24 protein-coding genes are annotated in these 26,388 nt (G+C 48.9%); 21 read left to right on the plus strand and 3 right to left on the minus strand.

Features of this window, described 5'->3' with window-relative positions:
• Positions 1–34: 34 nt before the first annotated feature.
• The 13 genes from GRF59_RS00300 (at position 35) to GRF59_RS00360 (ending at position 15,147) form a co-directional block, all read left to right on the plus strand.
• Positions 35–1,546 carry a sugar ABC transporter ATP-binding protein gene (locus GRF59_RS00300; RefSeq protein WP_160495692.1) on the plus strand — a complete coding sequence of 504 codons (1,512 nt, stop codon included), beginning with the start codon at positions 35–37 and terminating at the stop codon, positions 1,544–1,546.
• Between the two features lie 22 nt (positions 1,547–1,568).
• Positions 1,569–2,597 (plus strand): galactose/methyl galactoside ABC transporter permease MglC, encoded by a 1,029-nt coding sequence (gene mglC, locus GRF59_RS00305; RefSeq protein ID WP_160495693.1) that lies wholly within the window; start codon positions 1,569–1,571, stop codon positions 2,595–2,597.
• A gap of 199 nt (positions 2,598–2,796) precedes the next feature.
• Entirely contained in the window at positions 2,797–3,594 is a 798-nt protein-coding gene (locus GRF59_RS00310; protein ID WP_160495694.1) for a CAP domain-containing protein, read from the plus strand.
• Between the two features lie 294 nt (positions 3,595–3,888).
• The gene (locus tag GRF59_RS00315) at positions 3,889–4,728 is read left to right on the plus strand and encodes a GDSL-type esterase/lipase family protein (RefSeq protein ID WP_160495695.1); all 840 of its coding nucleotides are present in this window, start codon (positions 3,889–3,891) and stop codon (positions 4,726–4,728) included.
• A 28-nt stretch (positions 4,729–4,756) separates the two neighbouring features.
• Entirely contained in the window at positions 4,757–5,740 is a 984-nt protein-coding gene (locus GRF59_RS00320; RefSeq protein WP_160495696.1) for an ABC transporter ATP-binding protein, read from the plus strand.
• Positions 5,733–6,722: an ABC transporter permease gene (locus GRF59_RS00325; protein WP_160495697.1), complete on the plus strand. Its 990-nt coding sequence runs from the start codon at positions 5,733–5,735 to the stop codon at positions 6,720–6,722. Before GRF59_RS00320 ends, GRF59_RS00325 begins: the two co-directional genes overlap by 8 nt.
• A 79-nt stretch (positions 6,723–6,801) precedes the next feature.
• Positions 6,802–8,787, plus strand: a complete 1,986-nt coding sequence (gene parE, locus GRF59_RS00330) for a DNA topoisomerase IV subunit B (RefSeq protein WP_160495698.1) — start codon at positions 6,802–6,804, stop codon at positions 8,785–8,787.
• A gap of 11 nt (positions 8,788–8,798) precedes the next feature.
• On the plus strand, positions 8,799–11,243 hold the full coding sequence (gene gyrA / locus GRF59_RS00335; RefSeq protein WP_160495699.1) for a DNA gyrase subunit A: 2,445 nt from the start codon (positions 8,799–8,801) through the stop codon (positions 11,241–11,243).
• A 164-nt stretch (positions 11,244–11,407) separates the two neighbouring features.
• Positions 11,408–11,818, plus strand: a complete 411-nt coding sequence (locus tag GRF59_RS00340) for a MarR family transcriptional regulator (protein WP_160495700.1) — start codon at positions 11,408–11,410, stop codon at positions 11,816–11,818.
• Positions 11,819–11,861: 43 nt separating this feature from the next.
• A complete protein-coding gene (locus tag GRF59_RS00345) occupies positions 11,862–13,082 on the plus strand; it encodes an MFS transporter (RefSeq protein WP_160495701.1) in 1,221 nt (406 codons plus the stop codon).
• Positions 13,083–13,278: 196 nt separating this feature from the next.
• Positions 13,279–13,623 carry a YojF family protein gene (locus tag GRF59_RS00350; RefSeq protein WP_160495702.1) on the plus strand — a complete coding sequence of 115 codons (345 nt, stop codon included), beginning with the start codon at positions 13,279–13,281 and terminating at the stop codon, positions 13,621–13,623.
• A 45-nt stretch (positions 13,624–13,668) separates the two neighbouring features.
• Positions 13,669–14,325, plus strand: coding sequence for a bacillithiol biosynthesis deacetylase BshB2 (gene bshB2 / locus GRF59_RS00355; protein ID WP_160495703.1), 657 nt, complete (start codon positions 13,669–13,671; stop codon positions 14,323–14,325).
• Between the two features lie 63 nt (positions 14,326–14,388).
• Positions 14,389–15,147 (plus strand): SAM-dependent methyltransferase, encoded by a 759-nt coding sequence (locus GRF59_RS00360; RefSeq protein WP_423802909.1) that lies wholly within the window; start codon positions 14,389–14,391, stop codon positions 15,145–15,147.
• Positions 15,148–15,286: 139 nt separating this feature from the next.
• On the opposite strand, the gene GRF59_RS00365 is transcribed toward GRF59_RS00360, so the two are convergent.
• Both GRF59_RS00365 and GRF59_RS00370 read right to left on the minus strand, forming a co-directional pair.
• A complete protein-coding gene (locus GRF59_RS00365) occupies positions 15,287–16,006 on the minus strand; it encodes an RluA family pseudouridine synthase (RefSeq protein ID WP_160495704.1) in 720 nt (239 codons plus the stop codon).
• A gap of 7 nt (positions 16,007–16,013) precedes the next feature.
• Entirely contained in the window at positions 16,014–16,877 is an 864-nt protein-coding gene (locus tag GRF59_RS00370) for a class I SAM-dependent methyltransferase (protein ID WP_160495705.1), read from the minus strand.
• 135 nt (positions 16,878–17,012) lie between these two features.
• Between GRF59_RS00370 and GRF59_RS00375 the strand changes: the two genes are divergently transcribed.
• The 8 genes from GRF59_RS00375 to GRF59_RS00410 all read left to right on the plus strand — a co-directional run bounded on the left by GRF59_RS00375 (position 17,013) and on the right by GRF59_RS00410 (position 25,949).
• A complete protein-coding gene (locus tag GRF59_RS00375) occupies positions 17,013–17,423 on the plus strand; it encodes a hypothetical protein (RefSeq protein ID WP_160495706.1) in 411 nt (136 codons plus the stop codon).
• Positions 17,424–17,508: 85 nt separating this feature from the next.
• On the plus strand, positions 17,509–18,972 hold the full coding sequence (gene hpaB / locus GRF59_RS00380) for a 4-hydroxyphenylacetate 3-monooxygenase, oxygenase component (protein WP_160495707.1): 1,464 nt from the start codon (positions 17,509–17,511) through the stop codon (positions 18,970–18,972).
• Between the two features lie 390 nt (positions 18,973–19,362).
• Positions 19,363–20,295 carry a carbohydrate ABC transporter permease gene (locus GRF59_RS00385; protein WP_160495708.1) on the plus strand — a complete coding sequence of 311 codons (933 nt, stop codon included), beginning with the start codon at positions 19,363–19,365 and terminating at the stop codon, positions 20,293–20,295.
• A gap of 56 nt (positions 20,296–20,351) precedes the next feature.
• Positions 20,352–21,218 carry a carbohydrate ABC transporter permease gene (locus tag GRF59_RS00390; RefSeq protein ID WP_237391566.1) on the plus strand — a complete coding sequence of 289 codons (867 nt, stop codon included), beginning with the start codon at positions 20,352–20,354 and terminating at the stop codon, positions 21,216–21,218.
• 93 nt (positions 21,219–21,311) lie between these two features.
• The gene (locus GRF59_RS00395; protein ID WP_160495710.1) at positions 21,312–22,691 is read left to right on the plus strand and encodes an ABC transporter substrate-binding protein; all 1,380 of its coding nucleotides are present in this window, start codon (positions 21,312–21,314) and stop codon (positions 22,689–22,691) included.
• Positions 22,692–22,772: 81 nt separating this feature from the next.
• Complete coding sequence (locus GRF59_RS00400) at positions 22,773–23,603, plus strand: sugar phosphate isomerase/epimerase family protein (protein WP_160495711.1); 831 nt, start codon at positions 22,773–22,775, stop codon at positions 23,601–23,603.
• A gap of 26 nt (positions 23,604–23,629) precedes the next feature.
• Positions 23,630–24,592, plus strand: a complete 963-nt coding sequence (locus GRF59_RS00405; RefSeq protein WP_160495712.1) for a Gfo/Idh/MocA family protein — start codon at positions 23,630–23,632, stop codon at positions 24,590–24,592.
• A gap of 223 nt (positions 24,593–24,815) precedes the next feature.
• Positions 24,816–25,949, plus strand: coding sequence for a 5-methyltetrahydropteroyltriglutamate--homocysteine S-methyltransferase (locus GRF59_RS00410; protein ID WP_160495713.1), 1,134 nt, complete (start codon positions 24,816–24,818; stop codon positions 25,947–25,949).
• Between the two features lie 93 nt (positions 25,950–26,042).
• Here GRF59_RS00410 and GRF59_RS00415 read toward each other — a convergent pair whose 3' ends face one another.
• Positions 26,043–26,279 carry a hypothetical protein gene (locus GRF59_RS00415; protein WP_160498047.1) on the minus strand — a complete coding sequence of 79 codons (237 nt, stop codon included), beginning with the start codon at positions 26,277–26,279 and terminating at the stop codon, positions 26,043–26,045.
• Positions 26,280–26,388: the final 109 nt, after the last annotated feature.

A 26,388-nucleotide genomic window follows, 5' to 3' on the forward strand; every position in this document is an offset into this window, starting at 1 on the left:
ACATGGTAGGGATGAGGAGCAGGGAGCGGAAACGATGGCTCAAAGCGAGTACTTTTTGGAAATGAACGGAATTTCCAAGGAATTCCCGGGCGTTAAGGCACTGGATGATGTCACGCTAAAGGTTAGGCCCGGCACGGTTCATGCCCTGATGGGGGAGAACGGCGCCGGCAAATCGACGCTGATGAAATGCTTGTACGGGATCTACTCGCCGGATGCGGGAGAGATTCTGCTGGACGGACAGAAGGTCCAAATTCAAAATTCCAAGGATGCGCTGAATCACGGCATATCCATGATTCATCAGGAGCTGCATCCCGTGCCGTTCCGCAATGTCATGGAAAATATCTGGCTGGGACGTTTCCCTTCCTTCGGCTGGGGCCCGGTCCAGTTCATTGATCATAAGAAAATGTATAGAGATACGGAAAAGCTTTTCAAAGAACTTGACATCGACTTGCACCCAGACACCATCGTAGGGAAGCTGTCGGTTTCCAAGATTCAGTCGATCGAGATCGCCAAAGCGGTTTCCTTCGAATCCAAAGTCATCATTATGGACGAACCTACTTCTTCCTTAACGAGCGTAGAGGTGGAGCATCTATTCCGAATCATACGGGATCTCAAGAAGCGCGGCGTTGCCATCATCTACATTTCGCACAAAATGGAAGAGATTTTGCAAATATGCGACGAGGTTACGATTATGCGAGACGGCCAAAAAATCGGCACTTGGCTTGCCGCTGAACTGACCACGGATCTGATCATTTCCAAAATGGTCGGACGCGATCTGACCCAGCGGTTCCCTGACCGTGAAAACGTCCCAGGGGACGTTCTTCTTGAGGTCAATGGAATTACCTCGCTGCTACCCAAATCCTTCAAGGATATTTCCTTTGAGCTTCGAAAAGGCGAGATTCTGGGCATAGGCGGTCTAGTCGGCGCACAGCGTACCGAGCTGATTGAGGCGCTGTTCGGCTTGCGCGGCTTCTCGTCCGGACATATCAAGGTACGTGGCAAAGAGGTGAAGATCAGAACGCCCGAGGATGCCATTAAGCAGGGGATGGCGCTTTTGACCGAGGAACGGCGGGTAACAGGGATATTTCCAGTGCTGCCGGTCCACGAGAATGCATCGATCGCGAATCTCAGCCGGTACCGCAAACTGCTGTTTTTCCTTGATGGACGCAAGAAGAGGAAAGAAGCGGATATTATGGTCGACAAGCTCCGCACTAAGACGCCTACGTCTAACACCCTGATTATGAACCTTTCAGGGGGCAACCAGCAAAAAGTGCTTTTGGCAAGATGGCTGCTCACCGAGCCGGAAATCCTTTTGCTCGACGAACCGACCCGTGGAATCGATGTGGGGGCCAAATTCGAGATTTATACGATCATCAAGGATCTTGCCAAGCAGGGCAAAAGCATCATCATGATCTCTTCTGAGATGCCTGAGCTGATTGGAATGTCTGACAGAATCATAGTCATGTCCGAAGGACGCCTTACCGGAATTCTGGAAGGAGATGCCGCCTCGGAAGAAGAGATTATGCGGCTGGCTGCACAGCATTAAAGACATCAAAGGAGGAGATCCGATGCTGAATACGAAAAAATTGGGCGGAAGCAAAAGCTTGCAGAGCTTCACATCCCAATACGCCATTTATATCGTTCTGGTACTGCTTGTGATCGGGATCACGATTTATAACCCTTCATTTTTATCTATAGACTCTCTGCGCAATATTCTGATTCAGTCTTCCACAAGGGCCATCATTGCTTTGGGAGTAGCTTTTATTCTCATTACTGCGGGCACGGACTTGTCCGCAGGACGCATCGTAGGTTTGACGGCGGTGGTTTCCGCATCGATGCTGCAAACGGCAACGTACGCCAATCGATTTTTTCCGGATTTACCTCAGGTATGGCTTGTGTTGCCGATCCTTTTGGCTATTCTAGTCGGTTTAATTTGCGGTTTGATCAACGGAATCGTAGTGGCGAAGCTGCACGTGCCACCGTTTATTGCAACGCTCGGCACGATGGTCGCGGTATATGGCCTGAACTCAATGTATTTTGATATGGATCCAAACAATTCGCAGCCGATCGGAGGTCTTCGTAAGGATTTTACAAAGATAGGCTCGGGATCCATCGGTACTGGACAGTATTCGATTCCTTACATCGTCCTGATCGCCATCTTCGTAGCCTTCATTGTGTGGGTCATCTTCAATAAAACCAAGCTTGGCAAAAACATGTACGCCATCGGCGGCAACGTGCAGGCTGCCAAGGTATCCGGTATTAACGTCGCCAAGTATCTGATTTATATTTACATGATTGCTGGCGCTCTATACGGATTGGCTGGCGTGCTTGAAGCTTCCCGCACCGGCGGAGCGACGAATAACTATGGCAATATGTACGAACTGGATGCGATTGCTGCGTGCGTTGTCGGCGGCGTGTCCACAACTGGCGGCATCGGTACGGTTCCGGGAGTCATGGTAGGCGTCTTGATCTTTACGATTATCAACTACGGCTTGACGTTTATCGGCATAAGCCCGTACTGGCAGTTGATTGTCAAAGGTTTGATTATTGTGGCTGCCGTCGCTTTCGATATGCGTAAATACGCGGCAAAAAAATAAAGTTGAACCGTCCGGATCACTCACCGCAGCCTTAGGGTTGCGGTTTATTCTCGTTAGGTGAATTTGGAAAACAATTTCCATTATTTGAGGACTCCACAAAAAAAACAATCATGTTACAATGTTTGAGTAAGAGATGACAACTTTGTAACCGGAGCTTATCACCCATTCTGGTTGAACACAACAAGAAGGAGATGTATCCATGAAGAACAAAAAAATGATGAAGACATTGATCAGCACAGCATGTGCTGCAGTATTAGCAGTAGGCCTAATGGGAGCAGGTCCTGCATCGGCAGCATCCGCCCAGCAAAACAATGCGCCAACGGAAAGCAATCTGCAAAGTATTCAGAATCTGCAATCCTATCTGCAAAAATGGCTGCAAAACAACGGCAGTGCTTATATTTTTAAATATCAGTTCCAATTTCCAAGCACAGGTCATGTGACCAAGCCAGAAACTTCGAAGCCGGAAACTTCCAAACCGGAGACATCCAAGCCTGAGACATCCAAACCATCCAAACCAGAGACGTCTAAACCGGAAACTTCGAAGCCAGAAACGTCCAAACCAGAGACATCCAAGCCAGAAACATCTAAACCGGAAACTTCGAAGCCATCTACCGATACTTCGAACCAATCGAGCTATGCTGCTGAAGTGATCAAGTTAGTGAACCAGGAACGTGCCAAAGCAGGACTCAAAGCCCTGACTGAAAACACTAAATTGTCGGGCATGGCGCTGGACAAGGCTAAAGACATGAATAACAACAACTATTTCGACCATAACTCTCCGACTTACGGATCCCCGTTTGACATGATGAAGAAATATGGAATTTCTTACAGCTATGCCGGTGAGAATATTGCCAAAGGCCAGAAGACTCCATCTGACGTAATGACAGCATGGATGAACAGTGAAGGTCATCGTGCCAACATTCTGAACAGCAACTACACAACAATCGGTGTAGCTTACTATAACGGATATTGGGTTCAAGAGTTTATCGCGAACTAATACATTGGATCATGAAGCCCGTTTCTTCTAAGAAACGGGCTTCTTTTTGATATATCCCAGTGCCTTTCGCTCATCTGCCTTGTTCACAGAAAATTCGCATGCGGGCTTCCAGAAGTGAAGGAGAAACGTTTATTAGGTCCTTATAATTCACATATTAGAGGAAAATGCTGAGCATACAAAAGAGATATGCCGTCGAATTTGCAAATTTTACATAGAAGTTTTATGTTTATGTACATATGTAATTGGCGGAATAAAATTGTTAATGCCATCACGGATGGACATGGAGGGATCTGTTTGAATTCATCGAAATGGATTTGGCGCATTGTAAGCATGGTATCGATTGTGGCTACGGTCCTCCTGCTTGTCGGTTTTGTCTATGCGATTAAGGATATACAGCATCCGCAGGCCGAACAAACGGCATCAACGGCAAAGCCTCAAGAGAACACGGGAGCGAAAAGCCCGGATGCCCAGAAGGAAATCAAGATTGCGGTAATTGGCGATTCGCTGGCCAAAGGGACCGGAGATAATTCCGGTATGGGATTCGCACGCCGAACCGTGGCGGAGTTGTCGAAGGATACCGGCAAGAAGGTTACGTTGCTCAATAATCTGGGTATCAATGGCCTTACAACGACCGGACTCCTGCCGAAGCTGGAGGAGCGGGGGACACAATATGTCCTTGGACAAGCGGATATCATTCTTTTATCCATCGGGGGCAATGATTTGTTTCAAGGCGCGGATCTCGCTGCAAAAGGCATCAGCGGTACATCTTCGACAGCAACGGGCCAGGAGATGGATCCGAAAGACCTTTTGAAGGGGCTCCCCAAGGCTTCAACACAGTTAAAGGCCATATTGGAACGCCTTCGCGCCCTTAATCCTGACGCTTGGATTGTTTATGTCGGATTATATAATCCCTTTGGGGATATCGAAGACCTCAAGATACCGGGTAATCAAGCGGTATCGAGCTGGAATCAAACTGCGCTCGAAACCATTAACAAATACAGCAGCATGACGCTTGTTCCGACCTTTGATCTTTTTCAGCATAATTTGGACAAATACTTGTCAACAGATCATTTTCATCCCAATGGCGACGGTTATCAGCAAATTGCTGAACGCATCGCCCAGGGAATCCGTTAGTTCAACAACGAAGAAGGGAGTGAAGTGAATGGCTTTGACGGAGAACCTGAAACGAAGCGAAGACATTGTATTATCGGTTGAGCATGTCAAGAAGAAGATCGGAAGGAAATGGATTATCGAAGACGTAACTTTTGACGTCAGGGAAGGCGAGATTTTCGGTTTCCTGGGGCCGAATGGTGCGGGCAAGACGACGACGATCCGTATGCTTGTCGATCTGATCAAACCTAGCAGCGGCAAGATTAAAGTATGCGGTTATGATGTGAACAAACAGCAGGAGAAAGCGCTACGTTATGTGGGCTCGATCGTGGAGAATCCCGAAGTATATACCTATCTTACGGGTTGGGAGAACCTGGAGCATTTTGCCCGCATGCAGCCGGGGACAGACAAGAAGCGGATCCAGGAGGTCGTGGATATCGTCCGCCTTGATCAACGGATTCATGACAAGGTCCGGACTTACTCGCTTGGCATGCGCCAGCGTCTTGGCATAGCACAGGCGCTTTTGGGCAGACCCAAGCTGCTGATTCTCGATGAGCCGACTAACGGGCTGGACCCCAAAGGCATCAAGGAACTTCGCCAGTTTATCAGGGAACTCGCGGAAGGCGGATTGGCTGTATTTGTCTCCAGCCACTTGCTGAGTGAAATCCAGCTACTATGTGACAGGGTGGCAATCATTAGTCGGGGTCGGGTACTGGCTGTGGGAGAAGTCGAAGAACTTGTGGCTGCGAACGCGAAATATGTGATCTGGGATTTGGAGCCTCATGAAGCGGGTAAGCAAGAATTGTCCAGACGAAACGGGATAGAAGTAATAGAGCAGGCAGATGCGGTACTGGATGACACGATTATCGCTGGGATGGGTTTGAATGCCGTTGTTGCCCGCATGGAGGAAGAAGAGATTGCAAGTACGGTATCGCATCTGGTGAATTCGGGGATTTCAGTCCAAGGCGTGCACAAAATTAATCCGACCTTGGAACAGCTGTTCCTGAAGATGACGGAGGGTGAAAGCATTGATTAGCCTGTTGCCTCTGATCAAGAATGAAACCATCAAAATTATCAAAAAGAAACGATTCTATGTTATTCTGTTAATTCTGCTGGTGTTAGTCCCCATCTTCACCTATGCCCAGATGCGTTCTGCCGAGCGGACCCGGGAGAAATTTCACGGGGACTGGCGCCTTGAAGTGCAGCAGCAGATCACCGACAATGAAAATTCCCTAGGGAGCGACAGGGTGCCTGATGAATGGAAGAAATTCAGGAAGATCTTCGTGCAGCAGCTCCAGTATTACCTGGATCACGATGTCAATCCGAATGAGCCGAATGGGGTCACGTTTACGCGAGAGTTCATGTCGAACTCCATTACTTTGTTCATTCCTCTCTTAATCATGGCGATTGCTTCCGATATAGTATCCGGGGAGAGAACGACCGGAACGATCAAGATGCTGCTGACCAGGCCGGTGAAAAGATGGAAGGTGCTGCTGAGCAAATTGGTGACGCTGTTTATGTTCACCTCGCTGATCGTCGTATCCGCTTTTGTGATAACCTATGTGATATCCGGTGCCGTTTTCGGCTATAAAGGATTTAATCTGCCAGTATTTACGGGTTTTCAAATTACGGGCTCGGATGTGGATCTGGCTGCAGTTCATGGTGTACCCCAGTGGAAGTACTTGCTTATGCAGGGCGGATTAGTCTGGTTCGTGAGTCTTACGGTCGCTTCTTTGGCATTTATGGTGTCGGTTTTGGTAAGGAGTACGGCTGCAAGCATCGTTGTCATGATGGCCGCGCTTATTGCGGGAACGATTTTGACTAATATGGCTTCCGCCTGGAACAGCGCCAAATATTTGTTTATGGTTAATCTGGAGCTGACGGATTACTTGTCCGGAACGCCGGCTCCGATCGAGGGAATGAATTTGACATTTTCGCTGGCCGTTTTGTCCATTTGGGCGCTGGCTGGGCTGATAATCTCATTCCTTGTCTTTACGAAAAGGGATATCTTGAATTAAAATGGACAAGGATAACAAAACATCTGTTTGCATTTTAGGATAACGATCCTACATAAAGAAGCACAAAGGGGGAGCATGAATGGTCGAGCAGGTCGATATGTTTGCAGAGTCATCACAGGGCGGCGGTAATAACGGCCAGACTGGATACGATGCTGACGACATTCAAGTGCTCGAAGGCCTGGTTGCGGTTCGCAAACGGCCAGGCATGTATATTGGCAGCACCAGTTCATCAGGGCTTCATCACCTTGTATGGGAAATCGTGGATAATGCCGTCGATGAGCATTTGGCCAAATACTGCACGAGAATTGATATTACTTTACACAAAGACGGTTCGATTACCGTCGTTGATAATGGACGAGGCATTCCGACAGGAATGCATAAGACTGGAATTCCGACACCACAGGTGGTATACACGATTCTGCATGCCGGAGGCAAGTTTGGCGGCGGCGGGTACAAGAAATCGGGCGGTCTGCATGGTGTGGGCGCTTCGGTAACGAACGCGCTTTCAGAATGGCTTGAGGTCGAAATTTATCGTGATGGTAAAATTCACCGCCAACGGTTCGAATACTGGCAGGATAAGAAAGGTAAGGAACACGTCGGAGAGCCGGTGACGGGACTTGAGGTTCTAGGCAATACCAATAAAACCGGCACCAAGGTTACATTCAAGCCAGACATCCGTGTATTCCATGCAGGCATTCAGTTTAATTACGATACGCTGGCAGAGCGCTTGCAGGAGATCGCATTCTTGAACTCCGGGCTCCGGATTGTACTGAAAGATGACCGTTCGGGAAATTCTGATGAATTTTACTATGAGGGCGGAGCCAGCCAATTCGTCGAGTTTCTGAATGAAGGCAAGGATGTACTCCATGATGTCATTCACTTTTACGGAGAGAAGGAAGACGTGGAGGTGGAGGTGGCGCTGCAGTACAATGCAGGGTACACGGAGACGCTTGCTTCTTTCGTCAACTCGATTCCGACACGGGGCGGAGGTACGCATGAGACTGGTTTTAAGACGGCATATACACGCATCATGAATGATTATGCCCGTAAGAACCACATGCTCAAAGAAAAGGATAAGAACCTGGAGGGCAATGATCTCCGCGAAGGCATGATGGCCGTGATCAGCGTCAAAATGTCTGAAGTGGAATTTGTCGGCCAGACCAAGGACCAGCTGGGAAGCGCATCGGCACGTAGTACAGTGGATGCGATCGTATCCGAGAAGATGCAGATCTTCCTGGAAGAGAACCCGCAGGTAGCCCAGACGCTGATTAAGAAAGCGATTCAGGCTTCCAAAGCCCGCGAAGCGGCCCGTAAAGCCCGCGACGATATGCGTACAGGCAAAAAACGCAGTGAAAGCGCCAGTCTAGGAGGCAAATTGAGTCCAGCGCAGTCCAAGGATTTTACCCGTACTGAGCTGTTTGTTGTCGAAGGAAACTCTGCCGGCGGTTCGGCCAAACAGGGCCGTGACTCCAAAATTCAGGCGATCCTCCCTTTGAAAGGAAAGCCGTTGAATCCGGAGAAAGCCAAGCTCGCCGATATTATGAAAAATGAAGAATACCGCATCATCATTAACGCCATTGGTGCGGGAATCGGAACTGAGTTTGAAATTGAAGACAGCAATTACTCCAAAATTATTATTATGACGGATGCCGATACGGACGGCGCACATATTCAGGTGCTGCTGCTTACATTCTTTTACCGCTATATGAAACCGTTGATCGATCAAGGCCGGGTCTATATCGCCCAACCGCCTTTATACAAAATTACGCGCAAATCGGGCAAGCTTGAGACGATTCGCTATGCTTACAATGACGAGCAGTTGCAAAACTATCTCAAAGAATTCGGCAAAAATTACGAGTTGCAGCGTTATAAAGGTCTCGGCGAAATGAATCCTGATCAGCTGTGGGAGACAACCATGAATCCGGAAACGCGTACGCTGCTGCAGGTTCAGATTGAGGATGCGGCTAAGGCAGAACGGCGGGTATCCACGCTGATGGGCGATAAGATTGACCCGCGCAAGCGCTGGATCGTGGAGAACGTCGACTTTAGAGAGTTCGAGGAATAGAAGGTGATTGGATGAGTTTATCAGAACAGTTTATGCCGGCATTTCTGGAAGAGGTCGTTGGCGATCGCTTTGGCCGGTATTCCAAATACATTATTCAGGACCGCGCCATCCCGGACGTCCGGGACGGATTGAAGCCGGTACAACGCCGTATTCTGTACGCGATGTATGAATCGGGCAACACGCCGGACAAAGGTTATCGCAAATCCGCCAAAACCGTAGGGGATGTGATGGGTAACTACCACCCGCACGGCGATAGCTCCATTTATGACGGTATGGTCAGAATGGCTCAGCCGTGGAAAATGGGACATGTCCTTGTCCAAGGCCATGGCAACTGGGGTTCGATTGATGATGACCCGCCAGCAGCAATGCGTTATACCGAGGCAAGACTGTCACCGATCGCGCTGGAAATGTTGCGGGACATTGATAAACGGACCGTTCAGTTTAAAGATAACTTTGATAATACCGCGAAGGAGCCTGTGGTTCTTCCTTCCCGTTATCCGAACCTGCTGGTCAATGGCGTCAGCGGGATTTCCGCCGGATTTGCGACCGAAATTCCGCCGCATAATCTGCGCGAGGTTATCGACGCTTGCGTTGCGGTCATGCAGAAGCCGGAAATCGATTTGGACGAGATCATGACCTTTATCAAGGGGCCTGACTTCCCGACAGGCGGACTGATCATGGGTGAAGAAGGGATCAAGGAAGCCTACCGGACTGGCAAAGGACGAATTTATCTGCGTTCAAAAGCTGAGATCGAGTTTTTGCGCGGCGGGAAACAACAAATCGTCGTGACAGAAATTCCTTATCAAGTGGTTAAATCCCGTTTGGTGACCCAAATGGAAAATATCCGCCTGGAGAAAAAAATCGAAGGTATCGCAGAAGTCCGGGATGAAAGCGGACGTGAAGGCTTGCGTATCGTCGTGGAAATCAAAAAAGAGGCGGATGCGCAAGGCATCTTGGCGTATCTGCTTAAGAAGACCGATCTTCAGGTGACATATAACTTCAACATGGTCTCCATCGTGAACAAGGCACCACAACAGCTCGGTCTCAAAGCCATGTTGGAGGCGTACATTGCGCACCAGCGCGAAGTGGTTAGCAACCGAACCCGTTATGACCTGGAGAAGGCGGAAGACCGTGCCCACGTGCTGGAAGGCTTGGTCAAAGCGCTGAATATCCTGGATGAAGTCATTGCGGCCATCAAAGCATCGAAAAACCGCCAGGATGCGCAGAACAACCTGCAGTGGATGTTCGGATTTACCGAGCGTCAGGCAGACTCGATTCTGACACTCCAGCTGTACCGGTTAACGAATCTGGAGATTACAACGCTGCAAAAAGAGCTCGAAGAGCTTTTGAAAAAAATAGATACCTTCCGTTCCATTCTGGAGAGCGATAAGAAGCTCGTTGCGTTGATCCGTAAAGAGCTGCTTGAAATCCGCGATAAATATGGCATTGAACGCAGATGCTCGATCCAAGGCGAAGTGGAAGAGATCAAGGTGAACCTTGAAGTCATGGTCAGCTCCGAGGACGTACTGGTGACGCTGTCCAATGAAGGCTATATCAAGCGGACAAGCATGCTGTCCTTCACAAGATCCGGTGGAGAACGAGCCGGCTCCGGCATCAAGGAAGGCGACTACATCTCCAAAATACTGGAGATCAATACGCTGGATAATTTGCTTATATTCACGCAAAAGGGCCAATTCTTCCTGCTGCCGGTCCATCAAGTACCGGAATTCAAGTGGAAGGATCCCGGTACGGCCATCGTCAATGTCATTCATCTTTCCAAGGAAGATGTAATCGCCGGTGTTATTCCGGTGAGCAATTTCGATGAACCGAACCAATCGCTGGTCTTTGTCACGAAGAAGGGGCAGGTTAAACGGACGGAGCTCAAAGAATACATGACCAACCGTTCCGGAGCGGTGGCTGCCTGCAAGGTTGGTGCCGATGACGAGATTATCTCGGTTACTCTCAGTGACGGTACCAAAGATATATTGCTGGTCAGCAAAGAGGGTATGAGCATTCGGTTCCGGGAGAATGATGTGAACGCGATGGGCCGCGTGTCCGCAGGCGTGAGGGGCATTCAGCTCCGTGAAGGAGACGAGATTGTCTCTGCATTATGGGTAGAGGAAGATGAAGGCGAAATTCTGACGCTGACGGACCTGGGATATGGCAAGAGGTCCTTGCTGGCGGATTACCAGCCGCAAAGCCGCGGAGGCAAAGGACTCGCCAATTTCGAGTTCAAGGAAGGCAAACGCGTGAAGCCGAACGGCAACCGGATCGTCGGAGCATTCTATTGCCGGGAACCGCTGCAAATTACAGCCATCAGCAAAGAAGGACAAAGCTTTACGTTCAGTTCTGAGCAGGCTCCGATCACGGAGCGTAAATCGACAGGAAAATGGCTTGTTCATCTGGAGAAAAAAGACGAAATTTCGGTATTGTTGATACATCCTGAATCTTCTTGAAAAACCCTGTTCAGCTTAGATCACAACCGATGAAAAGGTGTCCTTGCCCACTTGGGGCGGGGATGCCTTTTTCTCAAAATTATTTCGGCATGAGGAAGGAATTGGAACGAATTTGCGCGAAAGTTAATCCTGTAAAAGATTGCTTGTGAAAGGAAGGTAATCCCGTGCAGACTTCCGAATTTGCGAAAATATGGTCTAAACTCAGCAAAGATTACAAATTACATATGGAGAATGAACTCGCTCCTGCGCTTACCGAAGCACAACTCGCCGTGCTGGAAGTGCTTGGAGAGCAAGTGCGGATGAAGCCTTCCGAGCTGACGCCGCTGCTCGCGACAAGCCCGGCTGCTGTCACGATGCTGCTTGACCGCATGGAGAAGAATGGTCTGATCACGCGTGAACGCGATGGAAGCGACCGACGAATCGTCTGGGTGTCTATTTCGGACAAGGGCCGTGAGGAGGTCGTGCGAGGTCTGCAGATCAGAGATGCATTCCTTGCTACCATTCTTTCTCGCATCTCCGCACACAATCAGCAGTTGTTGATCTATTTATTGGGCAAACTTACGGTAGTGTCTTAATCCTTAGCGCCCTAGGAGAATAAATGTAGAGGAAGTCATCTAGATGAATGATACATCGCTTTTAAAAAACGCGAGATCAAGAAAATTACTGTTTAGCGCCGGCTTCAGCTGGCTATTTGATGCCATGGATGTCGGTATTATTTCTTTTATCGTTACTGCTTTGACACTGGAGTGGAAGCTGACACCGCAAGAAGTCGGCATATTGACCGGCATGAACTCGGTGGGAATGGTGTTTGGTGCCGCAGCGGCGGGATATCTGGCTGACCGTTTCGGACGTAAGAAGGTACTGCTGTGGACCTTGCTGATATTTTCCGTGGCCAGCGGATTGTCGGCACTGGCTTCGAGCTTCTGGGTTCTCTGCCTGCTCCGCTTCATTACAGGCATCGGACTTGGAGGAGAACTCCCTGTCGCATCCACACTTGTATCCGAAAGCATGCCTGCAAGTCAGCGCGGACGGGCTGTGGTCCTTCTGGAAAGCTTCTGGGCAGGAGGCTGGCTGGCTGCTGCGCTGATTTCGTATTTCCTGATCCCGACCTATGGTTGGCAGATTGCTTTTGTGATCGGGGCGGTTCCGGCGCTGTATGCCCTGTATTTACGGCGTGCGATAGATGACTCCCCTGTGTACAAGAGCAATCAGAGCAAAGTCGCCTCCGTATCCTTTACGGAGAAACTGGGTTCCATCTGGACGAGCAGGCACAGACGTACCACTTTGATGCTTTGGATTTTATGGTTTACCGTCGTTTTCTCGTATTACGGCATGTTCCTCTGGCTTCCGTCCGTGATGACCATGAAGGGCTTCAGTTTGATCAAAAGCTTCGAATACGTGTTGATTATGACGCTCGCGCAGCTACCGGGTTATTTTACGGCAGCATACTTCATTGAGAAGTTCGGCCGAAAATTCGTGATGATCACGTACCTGGTATTAACGGCTGCAAGTGCGGCCTGGTTTGGTACCGCCGATTCCGCAGGCATGTTGATCGCAGCGGGGATCTGCCTATCTTTCTTCAATCTGGGAGCTTGGGGCGGGTTGTATGCTTATACACCGGAACTTTACCCCACTTCGGTTCGATCAACGGGGGTGGGACTGGCGACTTCCGTCGGAAGGATTGGGGGCGTCATTGCGCCATTCCTTGTTGGTTACATGGTGCAGCATGAAATACAAATCAGCACTATTTTCATTATGTTTTTCGTCATTATTCTGATCGGAGCTATTGGGGTTTTGACGCTGGGAACGGAGACGAAAGGCAAGGAATTGACGGATTGAAGAAGGATAACTCCTGCAAATAAAGGCGCCCTTGGGCGCTTTTTTTCTTACCATTGTCTCCTTATTAACAAGTTTGATAACGCATTTCCGAAAACCGGGTTTGTGGAATCGCAGTGATTTGAATTATAATTAAATAAGTTTCAGTTATAAGGAATGGATTTCATAATATAGACGTCATTGAACGGAGGGATTTATGATGCAGCTGATTAACCCGCAAATGGTTCAGGAGCTTCTCGACAAATTACAGGATCAGGATTTATATATACATCTGGAAATGACGACCGGCGCTTATGCCTCGCATGAAGATGAATCCAAGTTCACGGCATCGACCTTTATCAAAAACGGTGTCGTTCGTTACGATCATGGTTCGATTGCCGGCTTTGGACCTTACCGTGTCGGACTTAAAATGGAGCAGGGCTGGATCTATGCCCAAGGACTGACGCATGTGGACGAGACGGAGACAGAGCGCCTCATTATGGCTGGTCATGATAGTGATGGTAAGCTGGTAGTGGCGCTTCAGCTCAGCAAAGAACCATTCTGATCGGCTCGAACTATCGGTCATAAATAGAGAAAGGGTGAAAGAGATATGGAGAATCATATACTGGTCGTATTCCCGCATCCGGATGACGAATCTTTCGGTACGTCCGGAACGCTGGCAAAACGAATACATGAAGGGGCACAGGTTACTTATGCCTGCCTGACGCTGGGCGAAATGGCCCGTAATATGGGGAAGCCGCTGATGGCTAACCGGGTTACGCTTCCTGAACTCCGCAAAAAGGAGCTTGCGGAATCCGCGCGTTCCATCGGCATTCAGGATGTGCGTATGATGGGACTGCATGACAAGACGATCGAATTCGAGGACCAGGATATGCTGGATGGCATGATCCGCGATCTGATCGAGGAATTGAAACCGTCTTTGATCATTACCTTTTATCCGGGGTATAGCGTTCATCCTGACCATGATGCTACGGGTGCCGCAGTCATTCGCACGGTCGCATCCATGCCAAAAGGGCAGCGTCCTGTCGTTAACTGCGTTGCTTTTTCCAAAGGCTGCGAGAAAATATTGGGCAAACCGGATGTGCTGGTTGACGTGAAGGATTTCCTGACGAATAAATTCGGCTCTATCCGTGCGCACAGCTCACAGTTCCGCTGGAAGGACATGCTTGGAAATTACTCTGAAAATGACGAAATGGTTAAGAGCCGATTCAATACGGAAAGATTCTGGACTTATCATTTCGAATAAGTTAATATCTCGGTATACAAACTTCCTGTTAGTGGAAAATCATTGGAAGGTGAGCTGAGAAAGATGAGCAGAGCAGAGAATAGCGGAGCGTTTGAAAAAGACTTTGAAGAGCAAGAGAGCAAGACAGCAGATGATGCGGAGAGCAGGTTGGATCGGATTGTGTTTATCGGAAGGACCTTCGATGAATACATGCGAATGTTTGACTTGAAGGTGAAAGATATCGCAGGACAAAGCATCCTGGATTGCCCGGGCGGCGCGTGTTCATTTACATCTGCTGCCAATCAGCTCGGATGCGAAGCGGTTGCTGCGGATATTGCTTATTATCATGATCAAGAAAAGCTCTATGAAAAAGGATTAATGGATATCGTCCATGCCATGGACCATGTGGATACCGAAAAGGAAAGGTATATCTGGTCCGAGTTTCAGTCCATAGAGGATCTGCGGACGGAGCGGAACAAGGCGCTGGAGGCCTGCTCGATCGATATGCGTCTCCATCCGGATCGGTATGTACCGGTTACGCTGCCATCGCTCCCGTTTGAACATGGACGGTTTGACATGACCTTATCGGCACATTTTCTGTTTACTTATGCGGATAGGCTGGATGCTCAATTTCACATTCAAACCTTGCGGGAACTGCTTCGTGTCACACGGGTCGAATTGCGAATCTTTCCACTGGTTGATCAGAGCGGCAACATCCCTGGGCTTGTGGAAGAGCTCGTCGAATACGCCCGCGGAGATGGATGGGAAGCAGAGATCCGGGAGGTTCCCTATCATTTTCAAAAGAATGCCGATCATATGCTTATTTTCCGGAACAAGCAATAATATATGAAAAGCCTGAGCAGCTTCAGCTGCTCAGGCTTTTTTAATACCGGAAAGTATAAGCACCAGGAGGCGCATTTTGATTTGACTAGAAAAAACGTCCTCGTCGACAAACGTTTTTGTTGCCGAAACTATACTCCGTTCATTCTGTCACCAAACGGTTCAAGACAGATTCGCTCCAAAGGTTCCAAGGATGCTCAGAAGGTGGCAAGCATGTTAGCTTAACATCTTCTTTGGTGACCGGGTGAGGGAAGCCCACGACAACGGACCATAATGCAATCTGTTGTCCCGGTTTGTTCACGCGGCTGCCGTATTTCTGGTCCCCGAACAGTGGACAGCCAGCCTGATTCATCTGAACACGAATTTGGTGTGATCTTCCTGTATGGAGCTCAACCCGGACGAGACTGAAGCCACCTGACGTACCGAGGACTTCATAGTCGAGTATGGCTTCCTTCGCGCCGGGCGTACCTTTTTTGACGACTGAGACCATATTGGTCTTGGGATCCTTCAGAAGCATGTCCTTCAATGTCCCTCGCGCAGCCGGAAGTTGTCCATGGACGACAGCAGCATATATCTTGCGGAAGCTGCGGCTTCGTACCGTTTCGGACAAACGCGAGGCTGCTTTGGAGGTCTTGGCGAAGATCATCGCTCCTCCGACCGGTCGATCCAACCGATGTACCAGACCCAAATATACATTGCCGGGTTTGTTAAAACGCTCTTTAATGTCATCCTTTAGCAAAGACAATAAGTCCGGATCTCCGGAAATATCTGCCTGAGTGGGTATATTAACCGGCTTCACGATCCCTAACAGATGATTGTCTTCATATAAAATCGGAATTTGGGAAAGATGTTCATGACTCATATCGCGTCTACGACTCCCAACGGCCCAAAATTCCGCATGGCAGGTGAAGTCCGGATGCCGTAATCGGAAGTCCGAGCTCTCCGCAGGAAATGCTTCCTCCAAATCGGCGTCCGGCGGTCATGGACAGAATGTTATGAAGAACAGTTGGCGAGATGCCTGTTGTATAGGAATTGATGAGCATGAACAGCGGTTGTTCCGACATAATGCTCATGCAGCTTTCAACGAACGGATACAAACTGGACTCAAGCTTCCACATTTCTCCGCCTGGACCGCGCCCGTAGGATGGTGGATCCATGATAATAGCGTCATATTTATTCCCACGGCGCTCTTCGCGCTGTACGAATTTGAACACGTCATCTGTGATGAAGCGGACAGGACGGTCGCCAATGCCCGACAGCTGCAGATTCTCTTTGGCCCACTGGACCATTCCTTTGGCGGCATCAACGTGTACGACTTCAGCACCTGCATAGGCAGCAGCTACGGTAGCACCTCCCGTATATGCAAACAAATTCAGAACCTTGATCGGGCGTTTGGCCGCAGCAATCTTGTCCATCATCCAGCGCCAGTTGGCTGCTTGCTCCGGGAACAGGCCCGTATGCTTGAAGTTGGTTGGCCGGATATGGAATTTCAACTGGTCATATGAGACCGTCCAGCGTTCCGGCAGTTGTTTTTTCATATCCCATTGTCCGCCGCCGGATGAGCTTCTGTGATAATGTCCGTGTACTTCCCGCCACATTCCACTTTCTTTTTCCAGAGGCCATATAATTTGCGGATCAGGTCTGCGAAGAATTACGTCGCCCCAGCGCTCCAGTTTCTCGCCTGATCCGGTATCGATCAATTCGTAATCATGCCAATCACGAGCTACATACATTTACATTCCATCCTTCTGTGCTATTTTTCGATTAGCTTATATTGTACAACATTTAGCTACAATAATGCACTTTCTCGGCCTAATATTGGGTAAATATAAGGTGTGAAAGAACGACTCGTGAAAGGGTGAGGTGAAGTGAACAGTAAACTGTTGATTTCCAGAATTCTAATCGGCTTCGGAGCGCTCAGCATCCTACTGTACGGTTACGGAGCCATCATGTACGGTATGCGGGACTTCTTCGGCTTGCTGCTCTTCGCGGTATTGCCCGTTGGGTATGGGGTGATTCTCGGCAAACGTTACCGGAAAACAGCTCACGTGCACATGGAAAAGCAAATTCTCAGACTGGCCGCAAAACAGCACAATCTTCTAACCGCAGCAGACGTTGCTTTATATACGTCTTTAAATATCGAGGAATCCGGTAATGCGCTTGAGGATTTGAGAAGAAAAGGTTTTCTCGGGCTAAAGGTAGCAGATAACGGGGCGTTTGTGTACGAGTTCCAATCGTATTTGTCGACGGAAGAAAAGCTAAGCGCGGAGAGAATCTAGGACCGTTTTAGGCATCTGACCCTTTCTTATCCTCATTCGCCTGAATAGGATGGAGATAACTATTCATTCAAAGGGGGCCTCATCTGTGCCGGCAAAAAACGGAAAGCAGTTTGTGGACCGAATTAATCTTGCCAAACCCAGCGTTTGGTTTCGTGGAGAACAAATCGATGGGAGGATCTCGGATCATTCTGCTTTTCGTGGACTGATGTCTACGCAGGCAGAGTTGTACGATATGCAGGTGCAACCCGATTACCAAGATCGGTTGACCTACGTATCGCCAACGACCGGGGATCCTGTCGGTCTGTCGTTTATGCAGCCCAAGACCAAAGAAGACCTGGAGAAGCGTAGACAAATGATGATGCTCTGGGGAGAGAAACACCACGGTTTGCTTGGAAGATCGCCGGATTATATGAATACGGGTCTGATGGCTTTTTACACAGCGGCGGAGCTGCTGGGCGAGAAGGAGCCGAGGTTCGCAGACCATTTGCGAAAATACTATGAGTATTGCCGGGAAAACGATATATCTTTGTCTCATGCCTTTGTTCAGCCGCATGCAAGCCGGTATGATGAGCTGCTGGAAGATGGAAGTATTGAAAGCTGTGCAGCACAGATAGTCGAAGAGAACAAGGATGGGATCGTCGTCAGCGGAGCGTTTTTACTTGCAACGCAGGGTGTTACAACCGATGAAATTCTGGTGTACCCTCCCGCATCTTCCTATATGCTTGAGGAGGATAATCCGAGAACTTTTGCGTTTGCGGTTCCGAACAATCTCCCGGGTATCCGCTGGATATGCCGCGAGAGCTTGTCCGCCGGGGAATCTGCCTATGACTATCCGCTAAGCTCCCGGTTCGATGAAATGGATACGCTTGTCCTGTTTGATCATGTTCTGGTGCCTTGGGAGCGCGTGTTTGTCTTGGGAAGTGACCGATTATCCATGCGTTTGTTCTCGGAAAGCGGCTTTCATACACATTGCGCTCATCAAGTGTTGTGCCGATATATATCCAAAATGGAATTCACGCTGGGGATCATTCTTTATATGGCGGAATCGCTGGATCGCGGATCCTTGCCGGCAACGGTAGAGAAGGTGTCCGAGGTAATCGTCCATTTAGAAACCTTGAAGTCGCTTCTGCTGGCCTCGGAGGCTGGCGCTGCTCCGGATCGTTTCGGCAGCATGCTGCCGGACCGTAAACCCCTGTGGACAGCCAACGTGATTTTTCCTAAGATATATCCTCGAATGATGGAGATGATCCAAATTCTTGGCGCAAGCGGAATTATTATGATTCCATCGGAGCTGGATTTTAACGGTGAAGCAAAACTGGATATGGATAAATACCTTCGCGGCAGCGGAGTGGATGCATTCTCGAAAACGGCATTGTTCCGCTTGGCCTGGGACCTCAGCTCAAGCAGCTTTGGCGGCCGTCAAACCTTATACGAGCGTTTCTTTTTCGGCGATTCGTCAGTTGTTGTGAGCAGGCTGTACCAGTCCTATACAGACAAAGAGATTTACATTGGCAAAGTCAAAGCATTTCTGGGTCAAAAAGACGAATAAGCTGCAATCCGCCCGAATAGATATGTAATGGGGAAACGAAAGTCGGGACTTCATCATGGGAGCATGAAGCCGTCCGTAAGAGCCATCCTAGGAGTATAGGGGAGGCGGACGGGTTGACAATTGACCAGCTGATCGCACTGTTAACGCTTATCGTCATGATCATCACGCTTGCAGTAAACCATGACAAACCGAAGCAGTAGCATACGGAAAGGGAGCCGCGAGGCTCTCTTTTTTTATATGGACAAGTTCTTGAAGCAGATAAAAAAGAGTACATATTCGAATCCTGCGCACATACATATTTAAAAATGCTTCACCAAGATATCCTGAAGTATCTTCTGAATAAGACGCTGCCATCGGAAGGAGGAAAACTGCTTGTCATTCAACCCAATAATGAAAACGGATACAAATCCGGAAACACAGATCAAGCGGAGAAACCAATTTACCCGAAACGACTGGATGGGGTACCTGTTCAGCGCGCCTTTGATCATCGGGGTACTGGCATTTGCCATTTATCCGATGATTGCTGCCCTGATCATGAGCTTTCATCAAACCTCTGGACTCTCTGTCGGCGGAAAATGGGTGGAGTTCAATAACTACAATTATGTGCTTCAGGATTCTTTATTTTGGCAAGCGCTTACAAATACGTTTTTTATTGGTATATGGTCGGTGCTGCTGGGTATCATTTTATCTTTTGTGCTGGCGAGCTTAATCAACAATCTGAATTGGAGCATGGGGAAAAACTTTTTCAAAGCCGTATTTTTTCTGCCCAATGTCGTATCGGGTGTTGCCACCACGCTGTTGTTCTCGTTTTTGTTCTTTCCCTCCAAAGAGGGTTTGCTGAATTTCGTCATTGGACTTCTAGGTATCCATCCGGTCGGTTGGTTCACCAATCCGGAAGTTTCAAGGTACAGCATCGTCCTCATGAGTTTATGGGGGGCGCTTGGATACAATACGATTATTTTCCTCGCAGGGCTCCAAAGCGTTCCGCGCGATCTCTATGAAGCGGCTGAGGTAGACGGAGCAGGGACATACCGCAAATGGCTGTATATTACGATTCCATATTTGCGTCCCATATTCGTATTTATGCTCATAATGGGCACGATCGGCGGCATGAAGCGATTTACGGACGTGTGGCTCATCGGTGGAACGGCGGGGAATCCGGGCGGCAGCTTAATGACGGTTGTGCTCTATATTTACCGTAACGCTTTTCTGGCCTCACAAATGGGGATGGCGACGGCGGCCTCTTACCTGTTGTTCATCATTATCTTTGTACTTACCGCATTCCTGATGCTGCTCAACCGGCGCAAGGACAGCTTTGATTGAGGCAGCGGCATCTAACGACATGAATAGGTCCAACCTTTAGTTAGGAGGTCGAAATGATGAATACGGTGGACGCTAAATTATCGCACCGTCGCAAGAAAATATCATTGAATCAATGGATTCTGACCGTCGTTCTTTTTCTGGGGTCATTCGTCATGATCGTTCCGTTTCTATGGATGCTTATTACGAGTTTCGACTGGGCGGCCCGGCTTCATATCAACTTTCCGCCAAGACTGTGGCCCGAAGAACCGTCTATCCGAACATTCGAAGCGGCGTTTACCAGTATTAAAATGTTCCGTTATATCACCAATTCCATCATCGTAAGCGCAGGAGTCATTATCATCAGTGCGCTGTCGGCACTTCTTTCTGGCTATGCTCTCTCGAAGCTGCGGTTCAAAGGTGCAAACATCGTGCTTCTGCTGGCCTTGAGCACCATGATGATCCCATTTGAAATGACGATGATTCCCCAGTATCTGCTGTTTAGCAAGCTCGGTCTCGTCGATAACTACTTGGCGTTCTATCTTCCTGCTCTCAATTATGCTTTCGGAACATTTCTGGCAAAAGCATTTTTCGATCAGCTTCCTACAACGCTGCGGGAGGCTGCCATACTCGATGGAGCTAAGGAAATATCCGTATTCAGCAGGGTGTATCTACCGCTTTGCACGCCGATTATCGCCACGATGGTTATTTTGCTCTTTCTCGGCGTATGGAACGATATGCTCTGGCCGCTGCTCATTCTCAAGAAGGCGACCAAGTATACGATCCAAATCGGTTTGGCCATGTTCACCTACAACAACGGCATCGACAAACAGCCTTCCATCATTATGGCTGCTACGACTGTGAGCCTGATTCCGGTCGTTGTCGTATATATGTTTCTGCAGCGCTACATTATCGAAAGCATTGCTTTATCGGGAATCAAGCAGTGAGCAGCAAATCGCCTATCGCCTGGAATCAGCCGGATGACAGACTTCGAATGTACTGTATTCCATGTTTGATGAAAAAGGGGGACTGAATGGTTTATGAAAAAACTATTATTGCTGGTAATGTCCTGCGTGCTCGTCTTGTCGCTGGCCGCTTGCTCAGGAGGTTCGGACACGGATGTAACGGGAGGAGCGGAAATTAAGAAGGTATCTGATATGAAAGGAACGGTCCGGGTGGCGCTTGCGGGCTGGCAGCTGGAAAACGGGCTAAACGCGCAGACGGGTAATCCGACGATCGGGCTGAACGAATACTTGGAAAAAACATTTAATATTATGTATCCGAACATCAAATTAGAACTGTATCAAATCCCTTGGGAGAATGTGAAGGCCAAACAGTCCGCGATGCTGCTCTCTGGAGATGCTGACGTCATGTACACAGGAGGAGCCTTTGCTTCCCAGTGGTATCAGGAGGGACTGCTGCGCGATTTGGATGATTTGATCAAGGAAGATACCAGCTTCGATCCAAGCATCTACCTGGCCGGAATCATGGACAATTCCTACAGCACCAAGTCTCCGGACGGCACCAAGCAGTTCGGCATTCCTGTAGCGCTTGGACGAAGAATGACCATTTATGACAAGAAGCTTTTTGAAGATTGGGGAGTCGAACCGTTGACCGCCAAGGCAACACCGGCGGAACTGCTCGAAAAGGGCAAGAAAATGACAGGTAAAAATCCGAAAACAGGCGAGGACAATTACGGATTGTACTGGAGCGGCAACTCATTGAACGGATCTACCTTCGTCGCGTTGACACTGGCGTTTGGGGCGAAAGGTGCGGAAGGAAGCCTGAAGGATGTGAAAAGCATCAAATGGCAGCTGAATACTCTGGAAATGGTCAAGGTCATGGAGTGGCTGAAGGAAGCATCCAAACTGCCGCCTGCGGGTTTCGTGAATGCACAGGGCGGCGAGAACTTTGGTCTTGATAAGAACAATATCGCTATCGCACTTGATTCAACAGGCGGTGCAACGATGAACGAATATCAAAGCAAGAAAGATAAGGCTCTTCTGGACCGATTCGTGCCGGTTCTGAATATGGGACCCAAAGGTGAAGGTTGGGTAGCGGTCGACCCGTTCATCATGGCCAAGAATGCGAAGGATGTCAAAGCATCCTGGGAAGTGCTAAAGTTCTTGACGAGTCCGATGACACAAAAATACATGTATGATAACTTTGCGCAAACCCCAACGCTGAAAAATGCAGATTTCGTGTCTCCTGAAGACATATATGTCAAAAAGGCGCTTGAAATCGCAGAAGTGGGTCACTCGGAGCTGATGGATGAAGCCAATCCGTTCTACATGAGCGATATCGTGCCTGCCGTGAACGGCTTTATCAGTAAAGCGGCAACAGGAAATGCGCCAGATATCCAGAAATTTCTGGATGATTTGCAGCAGCGCGCTGAAAAATGGTCAGCAAACTTAAAGTAATACGCGAAAGTGCAAAGCCACACCATGGCTTTGCACTTATCCTTTTATATAAAATTTTACGCCGAATAGAGGAGGATGAAGATGAAAAAGGGAATAAATCAATGGTGCTTTCCTGCGGGAACCCCGATGAGCAAGCTGCTTCGTACCAGCGCGGCGGCTGGTTTTGAGACCATAGAGCTGAATTTATATGCACCGGGCGGTATCGGACTGACGATGGACACCACCCCGGATGAAGCCAAGGCACTCGGCCGGCTTGTGCGCAGCTATGGGCTAAGCATCAGCGGCCTGTCCACGGAGATGCTTGGCAGATACCCTTTGAGCTCGCCGGATAAGGAGATCAGAAGCCTCGGCGTGAATTCCATCCGCAAGCAAATCGAGCTGGCCATTGAGCTTGAGGTAGACGCTATCCTTGTCGTTCCGGGAAGGATTGAAGCGGACGTGACCTATGAAGAGGTGTGGGAGCGTTCACGAATGGCTCTGCAGCCGCTGATTGATGATATTGACGGGTCGGGCGTAAGCATTGCCATTGAAAATGTATGGAACAAATTTCTGTGGAGTCCACTCGAAATGGCAAGATATATCGATCAATTCGAATCCAGACATGTCGGCGCGTATTTCGACGTAGGCAACACGTTGGCCTTCGGGAAACCTGAGCACTGGATTCGTACGCTTGGAGACCGTATCCGCAAGGTTCACGTGAAGGATTTCCGAACGCAGGTCGGCACGCATCACGGTTTTGTGCCGCTGTTGTCGGGGGACGTAGATTGGCTGAATGTCCGCTTGGCATTAAGCGATATTCAATATCGTGATAGCCTGACGGCAGAGCTTGACCCGTATGGAAGTTTTCCGGATCAGCTGGTTTTTGACACATCACGTCATCTGGATGTTATCATGGGGAAAAATCCGCATTAATAGAGAAACGAGAGGGGAAATGTATCTTGATTAAAATCGGAGTTGTAGGAGCCGGAATTATTGCTGCAGAACATATGAAGCATATTCATCAGAACGATCGCGCTGAATTGACAGCGGTTTGCGATGTTGCGCCAGGCGCAGCAGAGCTGGCCGTTAAGCAGTATGGAGGGAATGCCTATACCCATTTTGATGAAATGCTTGACCGGGAGAAGCTGGACGCATTATTCATTTGCGTACCGCCTTTTGCCCATGGAGACATGGAAGAGAAAGCCGCAGAACGAGGAATTCATCTTCTTGTCGAGAAACCGCTTGGACTAAGCATGGATGAGGTCCGCAGGAAAGCGGAAATATTGGAGAAGTCCGGGATCCTGACGGGATCGGGCTATTGCTTGCGGTACATGGAATCGGTGCAGCGGGCGAAGCGCTATTTGGAAGGCAAAGAAATCGCTATGGTCAGAGCGTACCGTTTCGGAGGGCTTCCACCTAACATCTGGTGGGTAGACCATGCGAAATCCGGTGGTCAGCTGGTTGAGCAGACGACGCATAATCTGGATTTAATGATGTACCTGGCAGGAGATGTCCGTAGAATATCTGCCGACATGGCGCTCAAGTTAATGCGTGATGTACCAGGCATCACGACGCCGGATGCGGCATCGGTGAATATGGTGTTTGATTCCGGCGCACTCGGTCATATTGACACCGGATTCTTCCCGCAACCGGATGGTCGTGCCTCGCTGGAAGTGATGGGACGAAATTTCAGGCTGACCCTGGAAGGGAAGGACCTGACTATTTTGGAGAACGAGCAGACGACGATCATACGCGGTAAGGGCGATTTCTATCAGGCTCAGGACGATGCCTTCATTCGTGCGGTCGAAACGGGAGACCGCAGTTTGATCCTGGCTCCGTACAGCGAGGCGCTCAGGACGCTGGAAGTGTCGCTTGCTGCGAATGAATCTGCTCAATCAGGCCAGCCGGTATCCTTTTTCTAATCCAATACATGTGAAGAAGGCAGCCCGCTGGGCTGCCTTCTTATATGTAAGCAGGGATATCGATCCAATAACGGTTTGATATTATCCTGTCAGGATAATGCATTCCGGAATCAGGCCGAAAATAATACGAAATTGAACATTTTGCTTGTTAACAGCGCGGATAAGTAGGATAATCAAAAGAAATCATTTTTTTTGCTGCAAAGATGAAAAGGAGAGAAGGCCAATGAACTCAAATACGAATACTTCCAAAAAAATTGCGCCCCCATTCCGGGCAGATCAGGTGGGCAGCTTCTTGCGTCCGCAAACGTTGAAAGAAGCTAAAGCCAAATATAATGAAGGTCGCATTACGAAGGAAGAACTGCGTTCGATCGAGGATGCGGAGATTATGAAGCTGGTGGACAAGCAGAAGGCAGTCGGTCTGACTGCAGTGACGGATGGCGAATTCAGACGTACCTGGTGGCATCTTGATTTCATCGAAGCTCTACAAGGCATCGAGGTCTATGATCTGAATGCTTCCGGGTTATTTCATGGGGCGATGAGCAAAGCAAAAGGGTATACCGTAGCTTCCAAGCTTGGTTTTCCTGCGGATCACCCGTTTCTGGAAGATTTCAAATTCTTGAAACAAGCCGCAGGGGACCTGGTAGCGAAATTTACCATTCCCGGCCCGAACATGATTTTCTATTCCGGCGTGATCAACAGCCAGAAATACGCTGATAACCCTTCATATGCTTCGCTTGAGGATGTAGCCAAGGATATTGTACAAGTCTACCGTGATGCGATCCAGGCTTTCTATGATGCCGGCTGCCGTTATCTTCAGCTCGATGATACCAGCTGGGGAGCACTCTTCAGCGATGACTTCAGGGATAAAATCAAGGCAAAAGGCTTTGATCCGGACGAGCTGGTGAAACAGTTCGCCGATATTACGATCGATGCGGTGGCAAACAAGCCTGAGGACATGGCCATTACGATCCATATTTGCCGCGGTAACTTCAAATCGTCATGGCTGTACGAAGGCGGATACGAGCCGATTGCCAAAGAATTGTTCTCGCGCGTAAACGTAGACGGCTTCTTCCTTGAATATGATAGCGACCGCGCAGGCGATTTCAAGCCTCTCCGCCATATTAAGGATCAACGCGTCGTGCTCGGACTGGTGACAACCAAAACCGGGGAGCTTGAGGACAAAGAGGATTTGAAACGTCGCGTGCAGGAAGCTTCCGAGTATGTCAACCTGGATCAGCTATGTCTGAGTCCGCAGTGCGGTTTCTCTTCTACGGAAGAAGGGAATACCGTAACGGATCAGGATCAGTGGAATAAATTAGCTCTGGTTGTTGAAACCTCGCAAGAAATCTGGAATTAAATCATGGAATGAACAACGCGGGGCGCAGAATATCTGTGCTTCGTGTTTTTTCTTTACAAAAAAAATCTCCTCATGTGAGGAGACAAAAGATTTTCAGATTAATGCGATCGCGAGCAGGGTGAACAGGCTCAACGTTAAAACGGAGTTACCATAGCCAAAACCGTACGGCCGAAATGCGGAGGTCCTTACTGATCCGTCTCTGCCTCCAGTGTCCAAGTACACGTTATTCTGATCTACTCTCACAATTTTTCCTTCATGTATTTTACCGTCTCTTGTTAAAATGCGGACTCTGCGGTTCATGCAGTGCATGCAGTTGTAATAAGCTTCCACCTCATCAGCTCCTTCCTGTAACACAGCATCATATGATTCCGATGGACAAATGGAAACGGCAGTTATACCCATAGAAACAATTGTTTGAGAGACTAAAGATAGATTCCGG

This window comes from Paenibacillus dendrobii (genome assembly GCF_009807035.1).
GTDB lineage: Bacteria > Bacillota > Bacilli > Paenibacillales > Paenibacillaceae > Paenibacillus_AQ > Paenibacillus_AQ dendrobii.

Bases quoted from the DNA above. Each gene is read 5' to 3' on its own strand.
- GRF59_RS00300 (WP_160495692.1), top strand. From the start codon at position 35: ATGGCTCAAAGCGAGTACTTTTTGGAAATGAACGGAATTTCCAAGGAA.
- mglC (WP_160495693.1), top strand. From the start codon at position 1,569: ATGCTGAATACGAAAAAATTGGGCGGAAGCAAAAGCTTGCAGAGCTTC.
- GRF59_RS00310 (WP_160495694.1), top strand. From the start codon at position 2,797: ATGAAGAACAAAAAAATGATGAAGACATTGATCAGCACAGCATGTGCT.
- GRF59_RS00320 (WP_160495696.1), top strand. From the start codon at position 4,757: ATGGCTTTGACGGAGAACCTGAAACGAAGCGAAGACATTGTATTATCG.
- parE (WP_160495698.1), top strand. From the start codon at position 6,802: ATGGTCGAGCAGGTCGATATGTTTGCAGAGTCATCACAGGGCGGCGGT.
- gyrA (WP_160495699.1), top strand. From the start codon at position 8,799: ATGAGTTTATCAGAACAGTTTATGCCGGCATTTCTGGAAGAGGTCGTT.
- GRF59_RS00345 (WP_160495701.1), top strand. From the start codon at position 11,862: ATGAATGATACATCGCTTTTAAAAAACGCGAGATCAAGAAAATTACTG.
- GRF59_RS00350 (WP_160495702.1), top strand. From the start codon at position 13,279: ATGCAGCTGATTAACCCGCAAATGGTTCAGGAGCTTCTCGACAAATTA.
- bshB2 (WP_160495703.1), top strand. From the start codon at position 13,669: ATGGAGAATCATATACTGGTCGTATTCCCGCATCCGGATGACGAATCT.
- GRF59_RS00360 (WP_423802909.1), top strand. From the start codon at position 14,389: ATGAGCAGAGCAGAGAATAGCGGAGCGTTTGAAAAAGACTTTGAAGAG.
- GRF59_RS00365 (WP_160495704.1), bottom strand. From the start codon at position 16,006: ATGAGTCATGAACATCTTTCCCAAATTCCGATTTTATATGAAGACAAT.
- GRF59_RS00370 (WP_160495705.1), bottom strand. From the start codon at position 16,877: ATGTATGTAGCTCGTGATTGGCATGATTACGAATTGATCGATACCGGA.
- GRF59_RS00385 (WP_160495708.1), top strand. From the start codon at position 19,363: ATGAAAACGGATACAAATCCGGAAACACAGATCAAGCGGAGAAACCAA.
- GRF59_RS00390 (WP_237391566.1), top strand. From the start codon at position 20,352: ATGAATACGGTGGACGCTAAATTATCGCACCGTCGCAAGAAAATATCA.
- GRF59_RS00395 (WP_160495710.1), top strand. From the start codon at position 21,312: ATGAAAAAACTATTATTGCTGGTAATGTCCTGCGTGCTCGTCTTGTCG.
- GRF59_RS00400 (WP_160495711.1), top strand. From the start codon at position 22,773: ATGAAAAAGGGAATAAATCAATGGTGCTTTCCTGCGGGAACCCCGATG.
- GRF59_RS00410 (WP_160495713.1), top strand. From the start codon at position 24,816: ATGAACTCAAATACGAATACTTCCAAAAAAATTGCGCCCCCATTCCGG.